The organism is Streptomyces sp. AM6-12, assembly GCF_044327085.1.
Taxonomy (GTDB): domain Bacteria; phylum Actinomycetota; class Actinomycetes; order Streptomycetales; family Streptomycetaceae; genus Streptomyces.
The window spans coordinates 3,920,943-3,936,868 of the sequence record NZ_JBIQWN010000001.1 but is presented as its reverse complement, the minus strand read 5'-3'; the positions used below and the strand labels follow the sequence as shown (position 1 = coordinate 3,936,868).

Below are 15,926 nucleotides of genomic sequence, written 5' to 3'. Positions count from 1 at the left end.
CACCCGCGGACGCCACCCCGCCGCACGCACCCCCACCCCTGACGCGCCCGGCCGAAACCCTCACGCGCCGGAGGCCAGCGCGTCCCTCCGCCGCTGGATCCCCGCCGGCACCGCCCGCGACCGCGCCGGCGTTCCCGTCCAGCACGTGCCCCGGCGGGCCAGCAGGCGGTGCAGCCACAGTTCCAGGGAGACCAGGTCGGCCAGCCCCTCCACCGTGGACCCCGCCGCCGCCGAGCGGAGCGCCTTGCGGACCACGCCCCCGTCCACCAGCCCCGCGTCCGCGAGCAGCGGGCGGGAGAAGAGGTCGAGCAGCGGGTCGGCGGACAGCCGCAGGCCCGCCCGCGCGGCCGCGGCCGAGGAGGCGTGCGACGGGGTGCCCCAGCCGGGCGGCAGTTCGGTGATGCCGGTGCTCTCCAGGACCGTGCGCAGGATCTCGGCCCGCGCACCGGGCCGTACCCGCAGCGCCTCCGGCAGCTCCCGGCACGCGCGGACCACCTGGTTGTCCAGGAACGGCGCGTGCAGCCGCTGCGAACGGACCTCCGCGGACTGCTCCAGCACCCGCAGGTCCGCCGCGTACCGGGCGAGCGCCGCCCGTGCCCGGTGCTCGCCGGGCCGCTGCGCCCCCGTACCCGACCGGTCCCCCTCCACCCCGAGCAGAACCGATACTTCAGCCAGTGCCTCCCCCGTGAGCCACCGGGCGGCCGGACCCGGCGCGGCCCAGGTCAGCGCCGCGAGCGATGCCCCGACCGCCCCCCTCGGCTCCTCGAACCGCCGCCGCATCAGCCGCTCGGCGAGCTCCTCCAGGCCGGCCCGGTACGGCGTGCGGGCGAGCCGCCGGGCCGCGCCGTACACGCGCGCGGAGACCAGGACCGAGCCGTCCGCACGGGCGAGCGCGGCGACCGGCCGGACCAGATGGCGGCGTCTGCGGTCCATCAGCAGGTCGGCGAGCCGGGCCGGGTGCGCGTCCAGGACCTGCCGCGCGCCGTGCCCGGTGAAGTGGTCCGCGCTGCCCGCGGCCAACCGCGCCCGGTGCCGCCCGGCCGTGACCAGCGAGGGTCCTGGCTCGTCGGTGAGGGGGCCGTCGAGGTCGGCGTAGGGCAGGGCCTCCTCGCCGCCGGTCACCACCACGTGGTGCAGCCGCGGGTCGGCCGCGAGCGCCGCCGCCCGCTGCACCTCGGCCTCGCGGCCGCCGACGGCGAGGTCGTTGAAGGTGACGGCGAGGAGGCGTTCGCCGGCGCCGTGCCCGAGCAGGGTGCCGGGCCGCCCGGGCAGCCCGGCGGCGAGCAGCGCGAGGGTGGCGGAGGCCGGCCCGCCGGACAGGTCGGCGCCGATTCCGGGCACCGGCATCCCGCGCCGGGCGCGCCGCTCGGCGGGCCCCATCCCGGGCACCGGACCCGGATCGAGGTCGGGCACGTGCCGCGGCGCCGAGAGCCGGGTGCGCACCGCCTCCACCAGGGCGTCGCGTACGGCGTCCACCGCGCGGTCGGGATCGGCCGGGGGTGCGGACACGGCGAGCGAGGAGACCGGGTCGTACCCGGCGATCTCCCGCGCCCCCGCGCGCAGCACCAGCGCGTGTCCGGGCGGAATGCGCCGTACCCCTTCGTAGGGGGTGGTGTCGCGCAGCGCGGCCGGGACGTCCGGGGCGGCGAGCAGGGCGGCCAGATGACCGAAGTCGAGGTTGGCCTCGATGAGGTCGGCGAGCGGCAGCGCGGCGGTGGCGTACGCCGTGCCGCCCGCCCACGGGGTGTGGAAGACCGGGCGGGCGCCCGCGAGGTCGCCGCAGACGGTGACGCGGCGGCCGACCTGGACGACGGCCGTGTAGCTGCCGGGCCAGTTGGTCAGATGGCGCAGCGCGCCGCCGCGCGCGGTGAACAGGCCGCGCCGCAGTTCCTCGTCGGAGGCGCCGCAGATGCCGAGGACGGCGATCCGGTTCTGCTCGTCGGCCTTGATCACGCGCACCTCGTCCGGGCGCCAGTCGCCGACGGCCCACAGCGGGTCGGGGTCACCCCACAGGAGCTGGGAGCCGACCGGGTGCAGGGTCTCGCCGTCGTAACCCAGCGAGCCCGCGGCGCCCGGCGAACCGGCGGAGCCGAGCCCGGCCGCGCCCCCGGCGGCGCTGCTCCACCCCACCAACCACCGCATCGTGCCTCCACAGCCCGGGGACAACCAGTGCACCGATCGAACCGGTCCCCATGCTGCCACGAAGGACGCGTGGGAGAGGTGTGGTGACACCGCCCGGAACGGCGGAGGGAGAAGGCGGTCGGCGGCCGGGCGCCGCGGGCGGGCCGGCGCTCGGGTGGCCACTCACCAGGCAGGGCGCGACGCGAATGCGCCCCCTGCACACTCCCCCATAACGCCTTTCACGCCCCCAAGTTGCATGGTCGGAGCAGAAATGTCCCCGTCGACTCCGGGACGATTTTCAGCCAAATAGCAGAAGTGACAGGGGAGATGAGCACGCTCCGTAGGGGCTCGCGGCTCGCGCGTCGCCCCGGACGCACGCACGGTCCGGGAGACGGCATCCGCCTCCCGGACCGGTCCGCCACCCGCGGGGATGAAGGCGGCGGTGTCCCCCAGCCCGCTGGATCCAGTACAGCGGGCCGACCCACGCAGGACCAGGTAACCGCCCACGAGCCGGCCACAGGAGAGCGCACGGCCGGGCGCACGGCCACACACGCGGGGGCACGCGACGGCCGTCCGTGCACGGTGCGTACTGGTCCGCACTCCCGTACGGACCACAATCCCGCCATCCGGAACAATGCCCCTTAACGCTTGGGATGCGGCGAACTACGCTGGGTTTACGAATGCCGCACGGTTATGCCCGCGCGGCGGCCGTCTGTGTCGAGGGGTGGCGCATGTCCAGGGAGCAACGCGGGCCGAACGAAAAGCTCGGCGCCGTTCTCGCCCTCGCGGGAATCAGCAACGCAGGACTCGCGCGCCGCGTCAACGACCTTGGCGCCCAACGCGGGTTGACACTTCGCTACGACAAGACGTCCGTGGCGCGCTGGGTGTCGAAGGGCATGGTGCCGCAGGGCGCCGCGCCCCACCTCATCGCGGCCGCCATCGGACAGAAGCTCGGCCGCCCGGTGCCGCTCCACGAGATCGGCCTGGCGGACGCGGACCCCGCGCCCGAGGTCGGCCTCGCCTTCCCGAGGGACGTGGCGCAGGCGGTGCGCTCGGCGACCGAGCTGTACCGCCTCGACCTCGCCGGACGCCGGGCCGGCTCGGGCGGGATCTGGCAGTCGCTGGCCGGATCGTTCGCGGTGAGCGCCTACGCGACGCCCGCCTCGCGCTGGCTGATAACCCCCGCCGACAGCTCGGTCGCGCGGGCGGACGGCGCCGCCGAGGGCACCGGCGCACCGGTCAGAGTCGGCCACAGCGACGTCCGCAAGCTGCGGGAGGCCGCCGAGGACGCCAGGCGCTGGGACTCCAAGTACGGGGGCGGCGACTGGCGTTCGTCCATGGTGCCGGAGTGCCTGCGGGTCGAGGCGGCGCCGCTGCTGCTCGGCGGGTACTCCGACGAAGTCGGCCGGGCGCTGTTCGGCGCCTCCGCCGAACTGACCCGGCTCGCCGGGTGGATGGCCTTCGACACCGGCCAGCAGGAGGCGGCGCAGCGGTACTACATCCAGGCGCTGCGGCTCGCCCGCGCGGCGGCCGACGTACCGCTCGGCGGGTACGTCCTCGCCTCCATGTCCCTCCAGGCGACCTACCGGGGGTTCGGGGACGAGGGCGTCGACCTCGCGCAGGCCGCGCTCGAACGCAACCGGGGGCTGGCCACCGCCCGCACGATGAGCTTCTTCCGGCTGGTCGAGGCGCGCGCCCACGCGCGCGCCGGGGACGCCCAGGCGGCGGGCGCGGCGCTGAAGGCGGCGGAGAGCTGGCTGGAGCGCTCCCGCGAGGGGGACAACGATCCCTCGTGGCTCGGCTTCTACGGCTACGACCGGTTCGCCGCCGACGCGGCCGAGTGCTACCGGGACCTGAAGCTGCCGCGCCAGGTGCGCCGCTTCACCGAGCAGGCGCTGTCGAAGCCGACGGAGGAGTTCGTGCGCTCGCACGGGCTGCGCCTGGTCGTCTCCGCGGTGGCCGAGCTGGAGTCCGGCAACCTCGACGCTGCCTGCGAGCAGGGGGTGCGGGCGGTCGAGGTGGCCGGCCGGATCTCCTCGGCGCGGACCACCGAGTACGTCCGGGATCTGCTGCACCGGCTGGAGGCGTACGGCGACGAGCCGCGCGTGGTCGAGCTGCGGGAGCGGGCCCGGCCCCTGCTGATGGCGCCCGCGTAAAGACATCCCCGCGCGTCGGCCGTACCGCGGCATCCCGTGTTTGAAGGCGTTGTCAGTGGCGCAGTGCACTATCGACGTGGGAGGTGGTGCAGGTGCCGGTCGGGGCGTACGACTGCGATGTGCTCGTGGTCGGAGGGGGGATCGTCGGGCTGTCGACGGCGTACGCGATCGGCCGTGCGGCGCCGGGGACACGGGTGACCGTGCTGGAGAAGGAGCCGGGCCCGGCGCGCCACCAGACGGGCCGCAACAGCGGGGTGATCCACAGCGGGATCTACTACCGGCCGGGCTCCCTCAAGGCGCGGTACGCGGTGCGCGGCGCCGCCGAGATGGTCGCGTTCTGCGCCGAGTACGGCATCGAGCACGCCGTCACCGGCAAGCTGATCGTGGCCACCGAGCGCGCCGAGCTGCCCCGGCTGCACGCCCTGGTCCAGCGCGGCCGGGAGAACGGAATACCGGTGCGCGAGCTGGGTGCCGCCCAGATCGAGGAGTACGAACCCGAGGTGCGCGGGCTGGCCGCGATACACGTCGGCAGCACCGGCGTGTGCGACTACACGGGCGTCGCCCGGCAGCTCGCCCGCGCCTCGGGCGCCGACATCCGCTACGGCGCGCGGGTCGCCGGCGTGGACCGGCGCCCCGAGCGCGGCGTGGCCGTGCGCACCGCGGCCGGCGAGGTCGTGCGCGCGCGGGTGCTGGTGAACTGCGCCGGGCTGTACTGCGACGAGCTGGCCCGGCTCACCGGTGACGAGCCGGGCGTGCGGATCGTGCCGTTCCGCGGGGAGTACTACGAGCTGGCGCGGCCCGAGCTGGTGCGCGGCCTGGTCTACCCGGTGCCGGACCCGGCCTTCCCGTTCCTCGGCGTGCATCTGACCCGCGGCATCGACGGCGGCGTCCACATCGGCCCCAACGCGGTACCGGCCCTGGCGCGTGAGGGGTACGACTGGAGGGTCGTGCGGCCGCGGGAGCTGGCCGGCACCCTGGCCTGGCCGGGCTCGTGGGCGATAGCCCGGCGGCACTGGCGCTACGGCGCCGGTGAGCTGCACCGCTCGCTGTCGAAGGACGCCTTCCTGGCGGCGGTGCGCAGGCTGCTGCCCGCGGTTCGGGCCGGGGACCTGGTGCCGGCGCCGGCCGGGGTGCGGGCGCAGGCGGTGCTGCGGGACGGCTCGCTGGTGGACGACTTCCTGATCAAGGAGGGCCCCCGCGCGGTGCATGTGCTGAACGCGCCGTCCCCGGCGGCCACCGCGTCCCTGCCGATCGGCCGGGAGGTCGCGCGCCGGGCCCTGGAGATGCTGGCCGTGGCCGACGGCGCGGGCATATCCGCCGGACGCCCGTAGACTCGTTCGTACTGTGTCTGATGCGCTGAACACCCCCGACGTCCTGTCCGAGCCGGCCCCGGACGCCCCCGGTGCCGCCCCCCGGCCCGGCCGGGCCAAGGGCGAGCCGCGCTTCCCGGACGGCCCGAAGGCCGATCCCGCCGGCTCGCACTTCGAGCGGCGGATCCGCAGCTTCCAGCCGCGCCGCAGCCGGGTCACGAGCGGGCAGGCCGACGCGCTCCAGCGGCTGTGGCCGGCCTGGGGACTGGACATCGACGGACAGCGGGTGCTCGACCTCGCCGAGCTGTTCGGCAACGACCGTCCGGTGGTCCTGGAGATCGGCTTCGGCATGGGCGAGGCCACCGCGCAGATGGCCGCCGCCGACCCGGACACCAATGTGCTCGCGGTCGATGTGCACACCCCCGGCCAGGGCAATCTGCTGAACCTCGCCGAGCAGAACGCGCTGGACAACATCCGGGTGGGCAACGGGGACGCGATCATCCTGCTGCGCGAGATGCTCCGCCCCGACGCGCTCGCCGGACTCCGGGTCTACTTCCCGGACCCCTGGCCCAAGAAGCGCCACCACAAGCGGCGGCTGATCCAGCCCGAGTTCCTCGACCTCGCCGCGACCCGGCTGCGGCCCGGCGCGCTGGTGCACTGCGCGACCGACTGGGAGCCGTACGCCGAGCAGATGCTCGACGTGCTCACCGCCCACCCCTCCTACGAGAACATCCAGCCCGACGGCGGTTACGCGCCCCGGCCCGCGTTCCGGCCGCTGACCCGTTTCGAGGGGCAGGGGCTGGACAAGGGTCATGTGGTGCACGATCTCCTGTTCCGCCGCAGGTAAACCGCTCAGCCCCGCGTCCCGCCACCGTTAGGGTCGATGCCGTGGCCACCAGTTCTGCGTACCCGATGTACCCCCCGAGCCCCGGCGGCGAGACGCTGCGCCACCCGCACTGGTGGCAGCTGCGGTGGGTGCGGTACGGCGCGCTGATCACGCTGCTGGCCATGTCCGGGCTGGTCATCCTGGCGCTGGTGCGCAAGGAGACCGGCACCGAAGGGTTCCTGGTGGGTCTCGGCCTCGCGGTGCTGCCGGTGCCCTGGCTGGTCACCGCGTTCCGCTGGCTGGACCGGGTGGCGCCGTTCGCCTGGCGGAACCTGGTGTTCGCATTCTGCTGGGGCGCGTTCGCGGCGGCGCTGATAGCCATCGTCGCGAACAGCTTCGCGACCAAGTGGATAGCCACCTCCACCGCGGACCCGGCGGGCGCCAACACCCTCGGCGCCACCCTGATAGCCCCGATAGTCGAGGAGTCCGCCAAGGCGGCGGCCGTCCTGCTGGTCTTCCTCTTCCGCAGGCGCGAGTTCACCGGGATCGTGGACGGGATGGTGATAGCCGGGATCACCGCCACCGGGTTCGCGTTCACCGAGAACATCCTCTATCTCGGCACCGCCTTCGGCACCGACCGGATCAGCGGCGGCCACGGCATCGTCTCCGTCACCGCCGCCACCTTCTTCGTGCGCATCGTGATGTCCCCGTTCGCGCACCCCCTGTTCACCACCTGCACCGGCATCGGCTTCGGCCTCGCCGCGCTGTACGGGGCCCGCGGGCGCGCCCGGCGGGTGCTGCTCCCGCTCAGCGGTCTGCTGCTCGCGATGTGCATGCACTCCCTGTGGAACAGCTCCGCCGGCTTCGGCCAGTACGGCTTCCTCGCCGTCTACGGCGCCTTCATGCTGCCGGCGTTCGGGCTGCTGACCTGGCTCGCGGTCTGGACCCGGCAGCGGGAGCTGCGCACGGTGCGCGAGGAGCTGCCCACGTACGTGCTGGCCGGCTGGCTGGGCCCGGCCGAGCCCTTCGCGCTCGGCTCGATGCGCGCCCGCCGGATGGCCCGCGACTACGCCCGCCACCACGCCGGCCGCCCCACGGCACGGGCGGTCGCCCAGTACGAGACGTACGCCACCGCCCTCGCGCTGCTGCGCCGGCAGGGCCGCCAGGGGCGGGCGGGCGCCGACTTCGCCATCCGCGAGCGGGAACTGCTCGATCAGCTGTGGCAGCGCCGGGAGGCCGCCCGGCCGGCCCTGGAGTACGCGGCCCTCAGGTCGGCCGCCGCCCACATCCCGATGGGGTGGGCGCCCGCGCCGTACGGGCACGCGTACATCCGGCCGGGGCAGCCGCAGGGGCACGGGTACGGCTACCCGGCTGCGCCGTACCCGTCGTACCCGTCGTACCACCCGTACCAAATGTGACCTGCGAGCCCTGGCTGCTCAGGCCGAGGCGGCCGTCAGCTTCTCCAGCTCGTCGTCCGTCAGCTTCAGCTCGCCGGCGGCCAGCAGCGGCGGGAGCTGCTCCAGGGTGCGGGCCGAGGCGATCGGAGCGGTGACGGTCGGCTGGGCGGCCAGCCAGGCGAGGGCGACGGTGGCGTGCGCGGCCCCGTGTGCGCCGGCGATCTCGTCGAGGGCGGCGAGCACCTTCTGGCCGCGCTCGGTCTCCGCGTACTTGGCGGCCGAGCCGGCACGGGCGCTGTCCACCGTGGCGCCGGGCCGGTACTTGCCGGTCAGGAAGCCCGCGGCGAGCGCGAAGTACGGCACCGCGGACAGGCCCTCGCGGGCGACGAGGTCCTGGAGCGGGCCCTCGTAGGTGTCGCGGGAGACCAGGTTGTAGTGCGGCTGGAGCGCCACATAGCGGGCCAGGTTCTCGCGGGTGGAGAAGTCCAGGGACTCCTTGAGCCGCTCGGCGCTGATGTTGGACGCGGCGATCTGCCGGACCTTGCCGGCCTTCACCAGTTCGTCCAGCGCGCCGATGATCTCCTCGACCGGCACCTCGGGCTGGTCGAAGTGGGTGTAGTAGAGGTCGATGTAGTCGGTGCCCAGGCGGGCCAGGGAGGCGTCGGCGGCGGCCTTGATGTTGGCCGCGGACAGGCCCCGGTACTGCGGGTGCTGGCCGACCTTGGTGGCGATGACGACGTCGGAGCGGTTGCCGCGGGCCTTGACCCACTTGCCGATGACGGTCTCGGACTCGCCGCCCTGGTGGCCCTCGATCCAGGCGGTGTAGACGTCGGCGGTGTCGATGAAGTTGCCGCCCGCGGCCGTGTACGCGTCCAGGACGGCGAAGGAGGTCTGCTCGTCGGCGGTCCAGCCGAAGACGTTGCCGCCCAGGCAGAGCGGGGAGACCTCGAGGTCGGATGAGCCCAGTGTGCGCAGAGAAGTCATGCTCCACATCAACACCGGCGACGGATGACCGCATTCCGCCGCCGGTGCGGGAACCGGCGCGGTTCCGTCAGGGGTTGAGGCCCTTGTCGCGCAGCCAGGGCGCGGGGTCGACGGCGGTCGGCTGCCCGTCCGGGTGCACCTCCAGGTGCAGGTGCGGGCCGGTGACATTGCCGGTGGCGCCGACGCGGCCGATGACCTCGCCGGTGGCGACCTTCTGGCCGACCGAGACGTTGATCGAGGACTGGTGGCAGAACCACAGCTCGGTGCCGTCGTCCAAGGTGAGGACGGTGCGGTAGCCGTAGGCGCCGGCCCAGCCGGCCTGGGTGATGGTGCCGCCGTGGACGGCCTTGATCAGGGTGCCGGTGGGGGCGGCGAAGTCGAGGCCGGTGTGGTAGCCGGAGGACCACATGGCGCCGGGCTGCCCGAAGGTGCCGGTGATCGTGTACGAGACGACGGGCAGCGTGTACTGCTTGGCCAGCGCGGCCAGCCGCTTGGCCGCGGCCGCCTTCTTGGCGTCGGCCTCCGCCTGCTCCTTGGCGTCGGCGGCCTTGGCGGCGGCCTCCTTCTCCGCCTTGGCGGCCGCCGCGTCGCTCTGCTGCTGGGCGGCGGCGACCATCGCGGCGGTGGCCTTGCTGTCGGCCTGGCCCTGCTGCTGCTCGGCCTGGGCCATGATCCGGTTGCGCAGGGCCTCGCCCGCGCCGGTGTCCGTGGCGCCCTCGGTGGTCCGCCCGAGGTCGGTGAGCGCGGTGGCGGTCTCGGCCTTGGGCGTCTCGGCGGAGTCGTCGCCGAGGAAGTGCTCGACGGTGGACAGGTGCGGCACCGAGACGTCCGGCAGGTCGGGCATCGAGACGGAGACCGGCGGCTTGCCGGGGTTGGCGCTGGCGATGCCGCCCGCGCCGACGGCGGCGATCACGCCGACGCCGAGGACGGTGGAGCTGCGGGCGAAGCCGCCGCGCTGCTTGGCGACGCGGTGGCGGCCGCGGACCGGGGCGACGGACTCCTCGCCGGGGTTCCACTCCTCCCAGGGTCCGTCGCCGTCGGGGCCGGGACCGAACGACTCGGGTGCGCGCTGAGCGGGCACGAACGGTGCTTCGGGGGCGGGACGGTTGGACGCCACGGGGGCGTGCTCCTTTCCTTCCTCCGCCTACCGGGTTAGCTGACGGGTTCGGAGCAGGAAGGTCTCCTACGCGCGTATACCGCTCGTGGACTCGGCTGAGTCCGCGGTGGTGTCCGCGTGATTCACCCCAAGGTGGTGGTTCCCCGGTTCCCTCGCGGGATTCGGCGCGTGCGCACGGAGCCGCCTCGGGTGACGGCTGGGACGACCGCGCTGCGTTATCGAACGTTAATAGACCGGAGGGGAACTTTCCAAGCCGTTCGGCTTGATCATTAAGGTTCAAACCCGTGGACTTACCGCCCAGCGGCCCGCCAATCCGGGCGAGTTGACCGCCGTTCAGGAGTCACCCGGTTTTTGATGGTGACTCAGATCTTATGCGCTGGGCGGTCGAACGGTCACTGGGGGTAACCCCCCTTCGGGGTCCGGAAAACACTCAGGGCCGGAATCCATGAACTGGATTCCGGCCCTGAGATATCAGTAGCGGGGACAGGATTTGAACCTGCGACCTCTGGGTTATGAGCCCAGCGAGCTACCGAGCTGCTCCACCCCGCGGCGATGTCTCTACTGTACGCCATCACCAGGGCGGAAAGCACACCGGTTACGACGGGGCTCCGGATCGGCCGGCCAGATGCCGGTTCGGCCCCTTGGCCAGCGGCTCGTACTCGGGCAGGACGACGACCTCGGCGCCCGCGGCCGTCAGCACCCCGGTGCCGTCGGCCGCCACCACGAACGTGTCCGGCTCCCGCCAGGCGGTCACCACCCGGCGCACCCCCGCCCGCAGGATCAGCTCGGCGCAGGGCGCGGGGCGCGAGGCGCGGCGGGCGCAGGGCTCCAGGCTGCTGTAGACGGTGGCGCCGGGCAGCCGCGGATCGGCGGGGTCGGTCTTGGCGAGCGCCGCCTCCTCCGCGTGCACCACCGGGTCCCCGCCCTCGCGGGAGTGGCCGCGGGCCAGCTCGGTGCCGTCGGCGGCGACCACGACCGCACCGACGCTGAAGGCCGTTTGCGAGGGCGGGCACAGCGCGGCCAGTTCGCAGGCGGTGCGCAGCCAGTGCCGGTCGGCGGCGGTGGGCACCGGGCCGGTGCCGGGCGCGGTGGGCTCGTAGCGCATCAGGACGACGTCCTCGATCCGGCGGGACTCGACGAGCCGCAGCCGGCCCTCCTGGTAGCGGCCGGGACCGAACAGCCGTGGGGCGGCCGGATCGCCCACGATCAGCGGGGCGACCACGAGCTGGAGCTCGTCGGCGAGGCCCTGCTGGAGGAGCTGGGTGTGCACGGCCGCGCCGCCCTCCACCATCAGCCGGCCGATCCCGCGCTCGGCTCGCAGGTGACCGAGCAGGGCCCGCCAGTCCAGCTCCGGGCCGAGTGCGACGACGTCGGCGGCGCCGCCGAGGAGACGGGTGACCCGTGCGGCGCCCGCGTCGGTCGTGTAGACGAGCTTGTCGCCGCCGGTGTGCCAGAAGCGGGCCGCGGGGTCGAGATCGCCGGTGCCGGTGACGGTGACCTTCAGCGGATATTCCGGCCGGCCCCGCGCGAGCCGGGCCGCGCGCCGCTCGGCGGAGGCAACCAGCAGCCGCGGATTGTCGGCGCGCAGGGTGCCGGCGCCGACCAGGAGGGCGTCGGCCGAGGCCCGTACCGCGTCGACCCGGTCGAAGTCGGCCGGTCCGGACAGCAGCAGCCGCTGCGGGCCGGTGTCGTCCAGGCAGCCGTCGAGGGAGACGGCGGCGGACAGCAGCACGTACGGGTACGGCGCGGACTCGGGCAAAGCTCGCTCGGTGCTCATCGACTCCAGTGTGCGGCCCGCCGCCGACCCGGCCCGCCCAGGGGGACGGCACGCGCCGCCCGGCCCGCCCTAAAAGCATTCTTATTTCCGCCCGTTGCTGTCATAGGACCGCCGAACCCCGCTTTCGAGTTACAGAAGCACCCGAATGCCCCACACCCTCAGCTCCCGAGAGGCTCGTTAGCTGACCGTGGCACGCACAGAGAGACGCGCAGCGCTGAATCTCCACTCGCCGGTCACATTCCGGGTGGAAAGCAAGGAAGGCGAGGTGTTCACCGACGGCTGTTCCGATCTTCTTGACGATTTCTTGAGAAGAATCCGCCAGCTGGAGAGTGAGTACCTGCGGGCGATGGTGAGGCTCTAGGACTCAGCCGATGGACAGGATTCACGATGAAGACGTTATGTGTGACTACGAGTTCAGCACGCTCGAGATGCAGTGGGACCCGGTCGAGGAACTGGCCCAGATGCTGTCCGGCGCGTCCGCCGCGAATCCCGACCCGGCCACCCCGCCCCACGGCAGGTCCAGCCACCGGAAGAATCGCCGGCGCATCCGCACCGAGCCCGGGTTGCTGCGCGACGATCAGCGCGGCGCGCCCGTCACGCTGCTGATCGCCACCATCTCGGTGTGCGCGCTGTGCATGCTGGGCTGGTCCTTCTCCTATTCCTACGCCCAACTCCGCGCCACCGCTTCCTCCGTACTGCCGATGCGCCTCGCACAATGGTGGCCGTTGACGGTGTACGGGCCCTGGCTCGTGGCGGCGCTTTCCATTCTGCGGGCGACGGTCCAGAACCGAGGTGCCAGAAGATCCTGGGGAGTTCTGCTGGGCGCCTCCACCATGGCGGTCGCCCTGTGCGTCTGTCACACGGCGCATTCCCCGCTCTCCCTGATCATCTTCGGAATTCCGCCGATCACCGCCCTGGTGTGTTTCTGGGAGATCGTCGGCCAGGTCTCCTCCAAGGTGACCCGCCCCCGGCACGCGGCACACAGCCGCCGCAATCCCAAGACACAGGGACCGTACGACGTCAGATGAGGCCACCGCGCCCGCCGGGACACCGGCGGGCGCGGTCATCGCGGGCCCGGTCAACGCGGTACCACCGCCGCAGGCCCGGTCAGCGCGAGCCCGGTCAACGCGGTACCACCGCCGCAGGCCCGGTCAGCGCAGGACGACGCAGCCCTGCCGCTCCAGTTCCGCTGTCACCGGCGATTCCCGGAGGCCGTGGTTCCAGCGCAGGTCCAGCTTCTCCAGTGCGGGCAGGTCCACGAGCCAGCCGGGCAGCCGGGTGAGCCGGTTGCCGCGCACGTCCAGCTGCCGCAGCAGCGGCAATCCGGCCAGACAGGACGGCAGTTCGGTCAGCGCGTTCTCCCGCAGGTCGAGGTGGCGCAGCTCGCGCAGGCCCGCCACGGACGCGGGCAGGCTCATCAGCTCATTGCCCCGCAGCCACAGTTCGCGCAGGGCGCGCAGGGCGCCGATGGTGTCCGGCAGCGCGGCCAACCGGTTGTGCTGCGCCCGGAGTTCGACCAGGGCCGCCATCCGTCCGATGCTCTCGGGCAGGGCGGTGAGAGCGTTCTCGCCGATGTTGAGGTACCGCAGCCGCGTCAGCTTCCCCAGTTCCCCCGGGAAGCTCGGCGAGCGCGTTGTCGTGCAGGTAGAGGCAGCCGTCGAGCCCGGTCAGCTCCCCGATCGCCGGGGGCACCGAGGGGAGCCGATTGTGCCCGAGGTCCAGGGTCCGCAAGGAGCGCAGCCGCCCGATGCCGTCCGGCAGGTCGGTGAGCCCGTTGTCCGCGAGGATCAGCACCTGGAGGCCGGTGCGCTCCCAGACCGACTCGGGCACCCGGCCCAGCCGCCGCCGCCACAGATTCAGCACGCTCCCGGAACCCGGTGTCACGCCGCCCCCGCCCCGGCCGCCGTCAGCAGGCCCAGCACTTCCCCGACCCGCCGGCGGATCTCCGGGTCCGCGACGAGCCCGTCCTCGCCCACGTCCCCGTGCCCCACCGGCACCCGGACACAGGCCGCCTCCACGATGGCCGCCCCGGTGTACCCGAGCACCGTCCGCAAGGTGGCCTCCGCGCCCTGCCCGCGCCCCGGCGCCGCCACATTGACCCAGGCGACCGGCTTGTCGCAGATCTCGGTCCCGCCGACCGTCCAGTCCAGCAGATTCTTGAACGCGCCCGGCAGCGTCCCGGCGTACTCCGGCGCGCAGATCAGCACCCCGTCCGCCGCGCCGATCGCCGCCCGCAGCTCGGCCACGGCCGCCGTCAGCGGGTCCCGGTCGTCATCGGGATTGAAGTGCGGCAGCCGCCCCAGCCCGTCGTACCGGACGGCCCGCACACCCGCATCGGCCGCGACCACCTGCGCCGTCCGCAACAGCAGCTCGTTCACGGAACCTGCCCGCAGGCTCCCCGACAGCAACAGAATCATCCCCGCCCCCCTCGAAACGGACCAGCCCCCAGCTCGAACTGCTCCTGAGCTGGGGGCGATTCCGTAGGCCCTGTGGGACTCGAACCCACAACCAATGGATTAAAAGTCCACTGCTCTGCCAATTGAGCTAAGGGCCCAGGCGATGTTGCCTGTCCGAGCATAGCCGCAGGAGGCCGGGTCTCCGATCGGGTAGGGGGGACCCGGCCGCGTCGCGGGGCGGGATGGCTAGTTTTTGACGGGGTCCGAGGGGGCCGGGGCGAGGAACCAGTGGCGGGCGGAGACGAGCCACCAGGTGGCGGCGAAGCCCAGGACGACCAGGACGGCGACGGGGGCGTAGTTGAAGGTCTCCCAGGTGACGGGCGAGACCTGCGGGAGCATGAAGAGGATCGTGATCGCCAGCACCCACAGGACCGAGATCACCCCGATCACCCCCGACCAGCGGCCCAGGTGCCACGGGCCCCGCTCGAACGCCGCGCCCTTGCGGACCCGCAGGAAGGTCGGGACGACGTAGGCGAGGTACAGGCCGATCACCGCGATGGACGTCACCGCCGCGTACGCCGTCGAGTTGATCAGGTAGGGCAGGCCGAGGGCCAGCGCGGCGAGCGCGGCCAGCCAGACCGCCGCCACCGGGGTGCGGGTGCGCGGGCTCACCGTGTGCCACAGGCGGGAGAAGGGCAGCGCGCCGTCGCGGGAGAAGGCGTAGATCATACGGCTGTTGGCGGTGACGGAGGCCATGCCGCAGAACAGCTGGGCGCCGATCACCACCAGGAGCAGCAGCTTGCCGGAGGTGGCGCCGAGCGCGTCCAGCAGGATCTGGGCCGGCGGCGCGCCCGTCGCGGACGTCAGCTCCCTGTCGTACGACTGGATCGCGTAGGTGAAGCCGAGCAGCAGCACGAACCCCGCGATCCAGGACGTCCAGATGGAGCGCACGATGCCCTTCGGGCCCGCCGTGGCCGCGTCGTGCGTCTCCTCGGTCATGTGGGCGGAGGCGTCGTAGCCGGTGAAGGTGTACTGGGCCATCAGGAGGCCGAGCAGCACGACGTAGACACCGCTGCCCCAGCCCGTCCGGTTGACGAAGTGGGTGAGGACGAAGGACGTCGAGCGGTGGTGGTCGGGTACGAGGGCCAGCGCGCCGACGATGACCGCCACCCCGAGCACGTGCCACCACACGCTCACGCTGTTCAGGAAGGCGACGATCCGCACGCCGAAGGTGTTCAGCAGGCCGTGCAGCAACAGGATCGCGGCGAAGAGCAGGACGGTTCGCACGCGCGTGACCTCGAAGCCGAACTGGAGGTTCAGGTATGCGCCGAGGAAGGAGGCCGCGCCGAAGTCGATGCCCGCGGTGACCGCGACCTGGCCCAGCACGTTGAACCAGCCCGTGAACCACGCCCACGCGGCCGCCGAGCGGGCCGGTGCCAGCCGGTGGGCCCAGAAGTACAGGCCGGCCGAGGTCGGGTACGCCGAGCAGATCTCGGCCATCGACAGCCCCACGAGCAGCGTCATCAGGCCGACCGCGACCCAGCCCCAGGTGATCACGGCGGGGCCGCCCGTGGCCATGCCGAAGGCGTAGAGGGTCAGACAGCCCGACAGGACCGAGATGATCGTGAAGGACACCGCGTAGTTGGCGAACGCCGACATACGGCGGGCGAGGACCTGCGTGTAACCGAGCTGGGCCAGCCGTTCCTCGTCCGAGAGCCCGCCCGCCGGCGCGGCGCCCTTCGTGTCACCTGTGACGTCCCGTGTGGCGTCGCCTGTCGCGTCTTCTGTCATGCCCCCAGCAATTCCCCCGTCACGGGCGTGACATGCGTCACTCGGGGGCGG

13 protein-coding genes, 2 tRNA genes and 1 riboswitch are annotated in these 15,926 nt (G+C 73.1%); of the genes, 5 read left to right on the top strand and 10 right to left on the bottom strand.

The annotated features are described in order from the left end of the window. Window positions 1-60: 60 nt before the first annotated feature. A complete protein-coding gene (locus ACE4Q9_RS17800) occupies window positions 61-2,142 on the bottom strand; it encodes an asparagine synthase-related protein (RefSeq protein ID WP_397985203.1) in 2,082 nt (693 codons plus the stop codon). 710 nt (window positions 2,143-2,852) lie between these two features. Between ACE4Q9_RS17800 and ACE4Q9_RS17795 the strand changes: the two genes are divergently transcribed. The 4 genes from ACE4Q9_RS17795 to ACE4Q9_RS17780 all read left to right on the top strand — a co-directional run bounded on the left by ACE4Q9_RS17795 (window position 2,853) and on the right by ACE4Q9_RS17780 (window position 7,831). After that, entirely contained in the window at window positions 2,853-4,277 is a 1,425-nt protein-coding gene (locus ACE4Q9_RS17795; RefSeq protein WP_397985202.1) for an MFS transporter, read from the top strand. Between the two features lie 83 nt (window positions 4,278-4,360). Beyond that, window positions 4,361-5,608, top strand: a complete 1,248-nt coding sequence (gene lhgO / locus ACE4Q9_RS17790; protein WP_397985201.1) for an L-2-hydroxyglutarate oxidase — start codon at window positions 4,361-4,363, stop codon at window positions 5,606-5,608. 13 nt (window positions 5,609-5,621) lie between these two features. Continuing rightward, window positions 5,622-6,434: a tRNA (guanosine(46)-N7)-methyltransferase TrmB gene (gene trmB, locus ACE4Q9_RS17785; protein ID WP_397985200.1), complete on the top strand. Its 813-nt coding sequence runs from the start codon at window positions 5,622-5,624 to the stop codon at window positions 6,432-6,434. A gap of 41 nt (window positions 6,435-6,475) precedes the next feature. After that, window positions 6,476-7,831 (top strand): PrsW family intramembrane metalloprotease, encoded by a 1,356-nt coding sequence (locus ACE4Q9_RS17780; protein ID WP_397985199.1) that lies wholly within the window; start codon window positions 6,476-6,478, stop codon window positions 7,829-7,831. A gap of 18 nt (window positions 7,832-7,849) precedes the next feature. Here ACE4Q9_RS17780 and ACE4Q9_RS17775 read toward each other — a convergent pair whose 3' ends face one another. The 4 genes from ACE4Q9_RS17775 to ACE4Q9_RS17760 form a co-directional block, all read right to left on the bottom strand. Beyond that, window positions 7,850-8,794, bottom strand: coding sequence for an aldo/keto reductase (locus ACE4Q9_RS17775; RefSeq protein ID WP_397985198.1), 945 nt, complete (start codon window positions 8,792-8,794; stop codon window positions 7,850-7,852). Window positions 8,795-8,861: 67 nt separating this feature from the next. After that, on the bottom strand, window positions 8,862-9,911 hold the full coding sequence (locus ACE4Q9_RS17770) for a M23 family metallopeptidase (RefSeq protein ID WP_397985197.1): 1,050 nt from the start codon (window positions 9,909-9,911) through the stop codon (window positions 8,862-8,864). 7 nt (window positions 9,912-9,918) lie between these two features. Beyond that, window positions 9,919-10,088: riboswitch (cyclic di-AMP (ydaO/yuaA leader) on the bottom strand. Between the two features lie 298 nt (window positions 10,089-10,386). Beyond that, a tRNA-Met gene (locus ACE4Q9_RS17765) sits at window positions 10,387-10,460 on the bottom strand. 46 nt (window positions 10,461-10,506) lie between these two features. Then, complete coding sequence (locus tag ACE4Q9_RS17760) at window positions 10,507-11,688, bottom strand: dihydrofolate reductase family protein (RefSeq protein WP_397985196.1); 1,182 nt, start codon at window positions 11,686-11,688, stop codon at window positions 10,507-10,509. Window positions 11,689-12,086: 398 nt separating this feature from the next. Between ACE4Q9_RS17760 and ACE4Q9_RS17755 the strand changes: the two genes are divergently transcribed. Beyond that, window positions 12,087-12,716 (top strand): DUF2637 domain-containing protein, encoded by a 630-nt coding sequence (locus ACE4Q9_RS17755; protein WP_397985195.1) that lies wholly within the window; start codon window positions 12,087-12,089, stop codon window positions 12,714-12,716. A 123-nt stretch (window positions 12,717-12,839) separates the two neighbouring features. On the opposite strand, the gene ACE4Q9_RS17750 is transcribed toward ACE4Q9_RS17755, so the two are convergent. From ACE4Q9_RS17750 to ACE4Q9_RS17730, 5 genes are all read right to left on the bottom strand, one after another. Beyond that, window positions 12,840-13,217, bottom strand: a complete 378-nt coding sequence (locus ACE4Q9_RS17750; protein WP_397985194.1) for a leucine-rich repeat domain-containing protein — start codon at window positions 13,215-13,217, stop codon at window positions 12,840-12,842. Beyond that, the gene (locus ACE4Q9_RS17745; RefSeq protein WP_397987253.1) at window positions 13,111-13,518 is read right to left on the bottom strand and encodes a leucine-rich repeat domain-containing protein; all 408 of its coding nucleotides are present in this window, start codon (window positions 13,516-13,518) and stop codon (window positions 13,111-13,113) included. The genes ACE4Q9_RS17750 and ACE4Q9_RS17745 overlap by 107 nt, the downstream gene beginning before the upstream one ends. Window positions 13,519-13,568: 50 nt before the next feature. Next, window positions 13,569-14,105, bottom strand: coding sequence for an NADPH-dependent FMN reductase (locus tag ACE4Q9_RS17740; protein WP_397985193.1), 537 nt, complete (start codon window positions 14,103-14,105; stop codon window positions 13,569-13,571). 64 nt (window positions 14,106-14,169) lie between these two features. Then, window positions 14,170-14,242 (bottom strand) — tRNA-Lys (locus ACE4Q9_RS17735). A gap of 88 nt (window positions 14,243-14,330) precedes the next feature. Next, entirely contained in the window at window positions 14,331-15,875 is a 1,545-nt protein-coding gene (locus ACE4Q9_RS17730; RefSeq protein ID WP_397985192.1) for an amino acid permease, read from the bottom strand. Window positions 15,876-15,926 lie beyond the last annotated feature (51 nt).

What these genes read in the sequence shown, in the direction of transcription:
- ACE4Q9_RS17800 (WP_397985203.1), bottom strand. Translation starts at nt 2,142, where the DNA reads ATGCGGTGGTTGGTGGGGTGGAGCAGCGCCGCCGGGGGCGCGGCCGGG.
- ACE4Q9_RS17795 (WP_397985202.1), top strand. Translation starts at nt 2,853, where the DNA reads ATGTCCAGGGAGCAACGCGGGCCGAACGAAAAGCTCGGCGCCGTTCTC.
- ACE4Q9_RS17775 (WP_397985198.1), bottom strand. Translation starts at nt 8,794, where the DNA reads ATGACTTCTCTGCGCACACTGGGCTCATCCGACCTCGAGGTCTCCCCG.
- ACE4Q9_RS17760 (WP_397985196.1), bottom strand. Translation starts at nt 11,688, where the DNA reads ATGAGCACCGAGCGAGCTTTGCCCGAGTCCGCGCCGTACCCGTACGTG.
- ACE4Q9_RS17755 (WP_397985195.1), top strand. Translation starts at nt 12,087, where the DNA reads ATGTGTGACTACGAGTTCAGCACGCTCGAGATGCAGTGGGACCCGGTC.
- ACE4Q9_RS17750 (WP_397985194.1), bottom strand. Translation starts at nt 13,217, where the DNA reads ATGGCGGCCCTGGTCGAACTCCGGGCGCAGCACAACCGGTTGGCCGCG.
- ACE4Q9_RS17740 (WP_397985193.1), bottom strand. Translation starts at nt 14,105, where the DNA reads ATGATTCTGTTGCTGTCGGGGAGCCTGCGGGCAGGTTCCGTGAACGAG.
- ACE4Q9_RS17730 (WP_397985192.1), bottom strand. Translation starts at nt 15,875, where the DNA reads ATGACAGAAGACGCGACAGGCGACGCCACACGGGACGTCACAGGTGAC.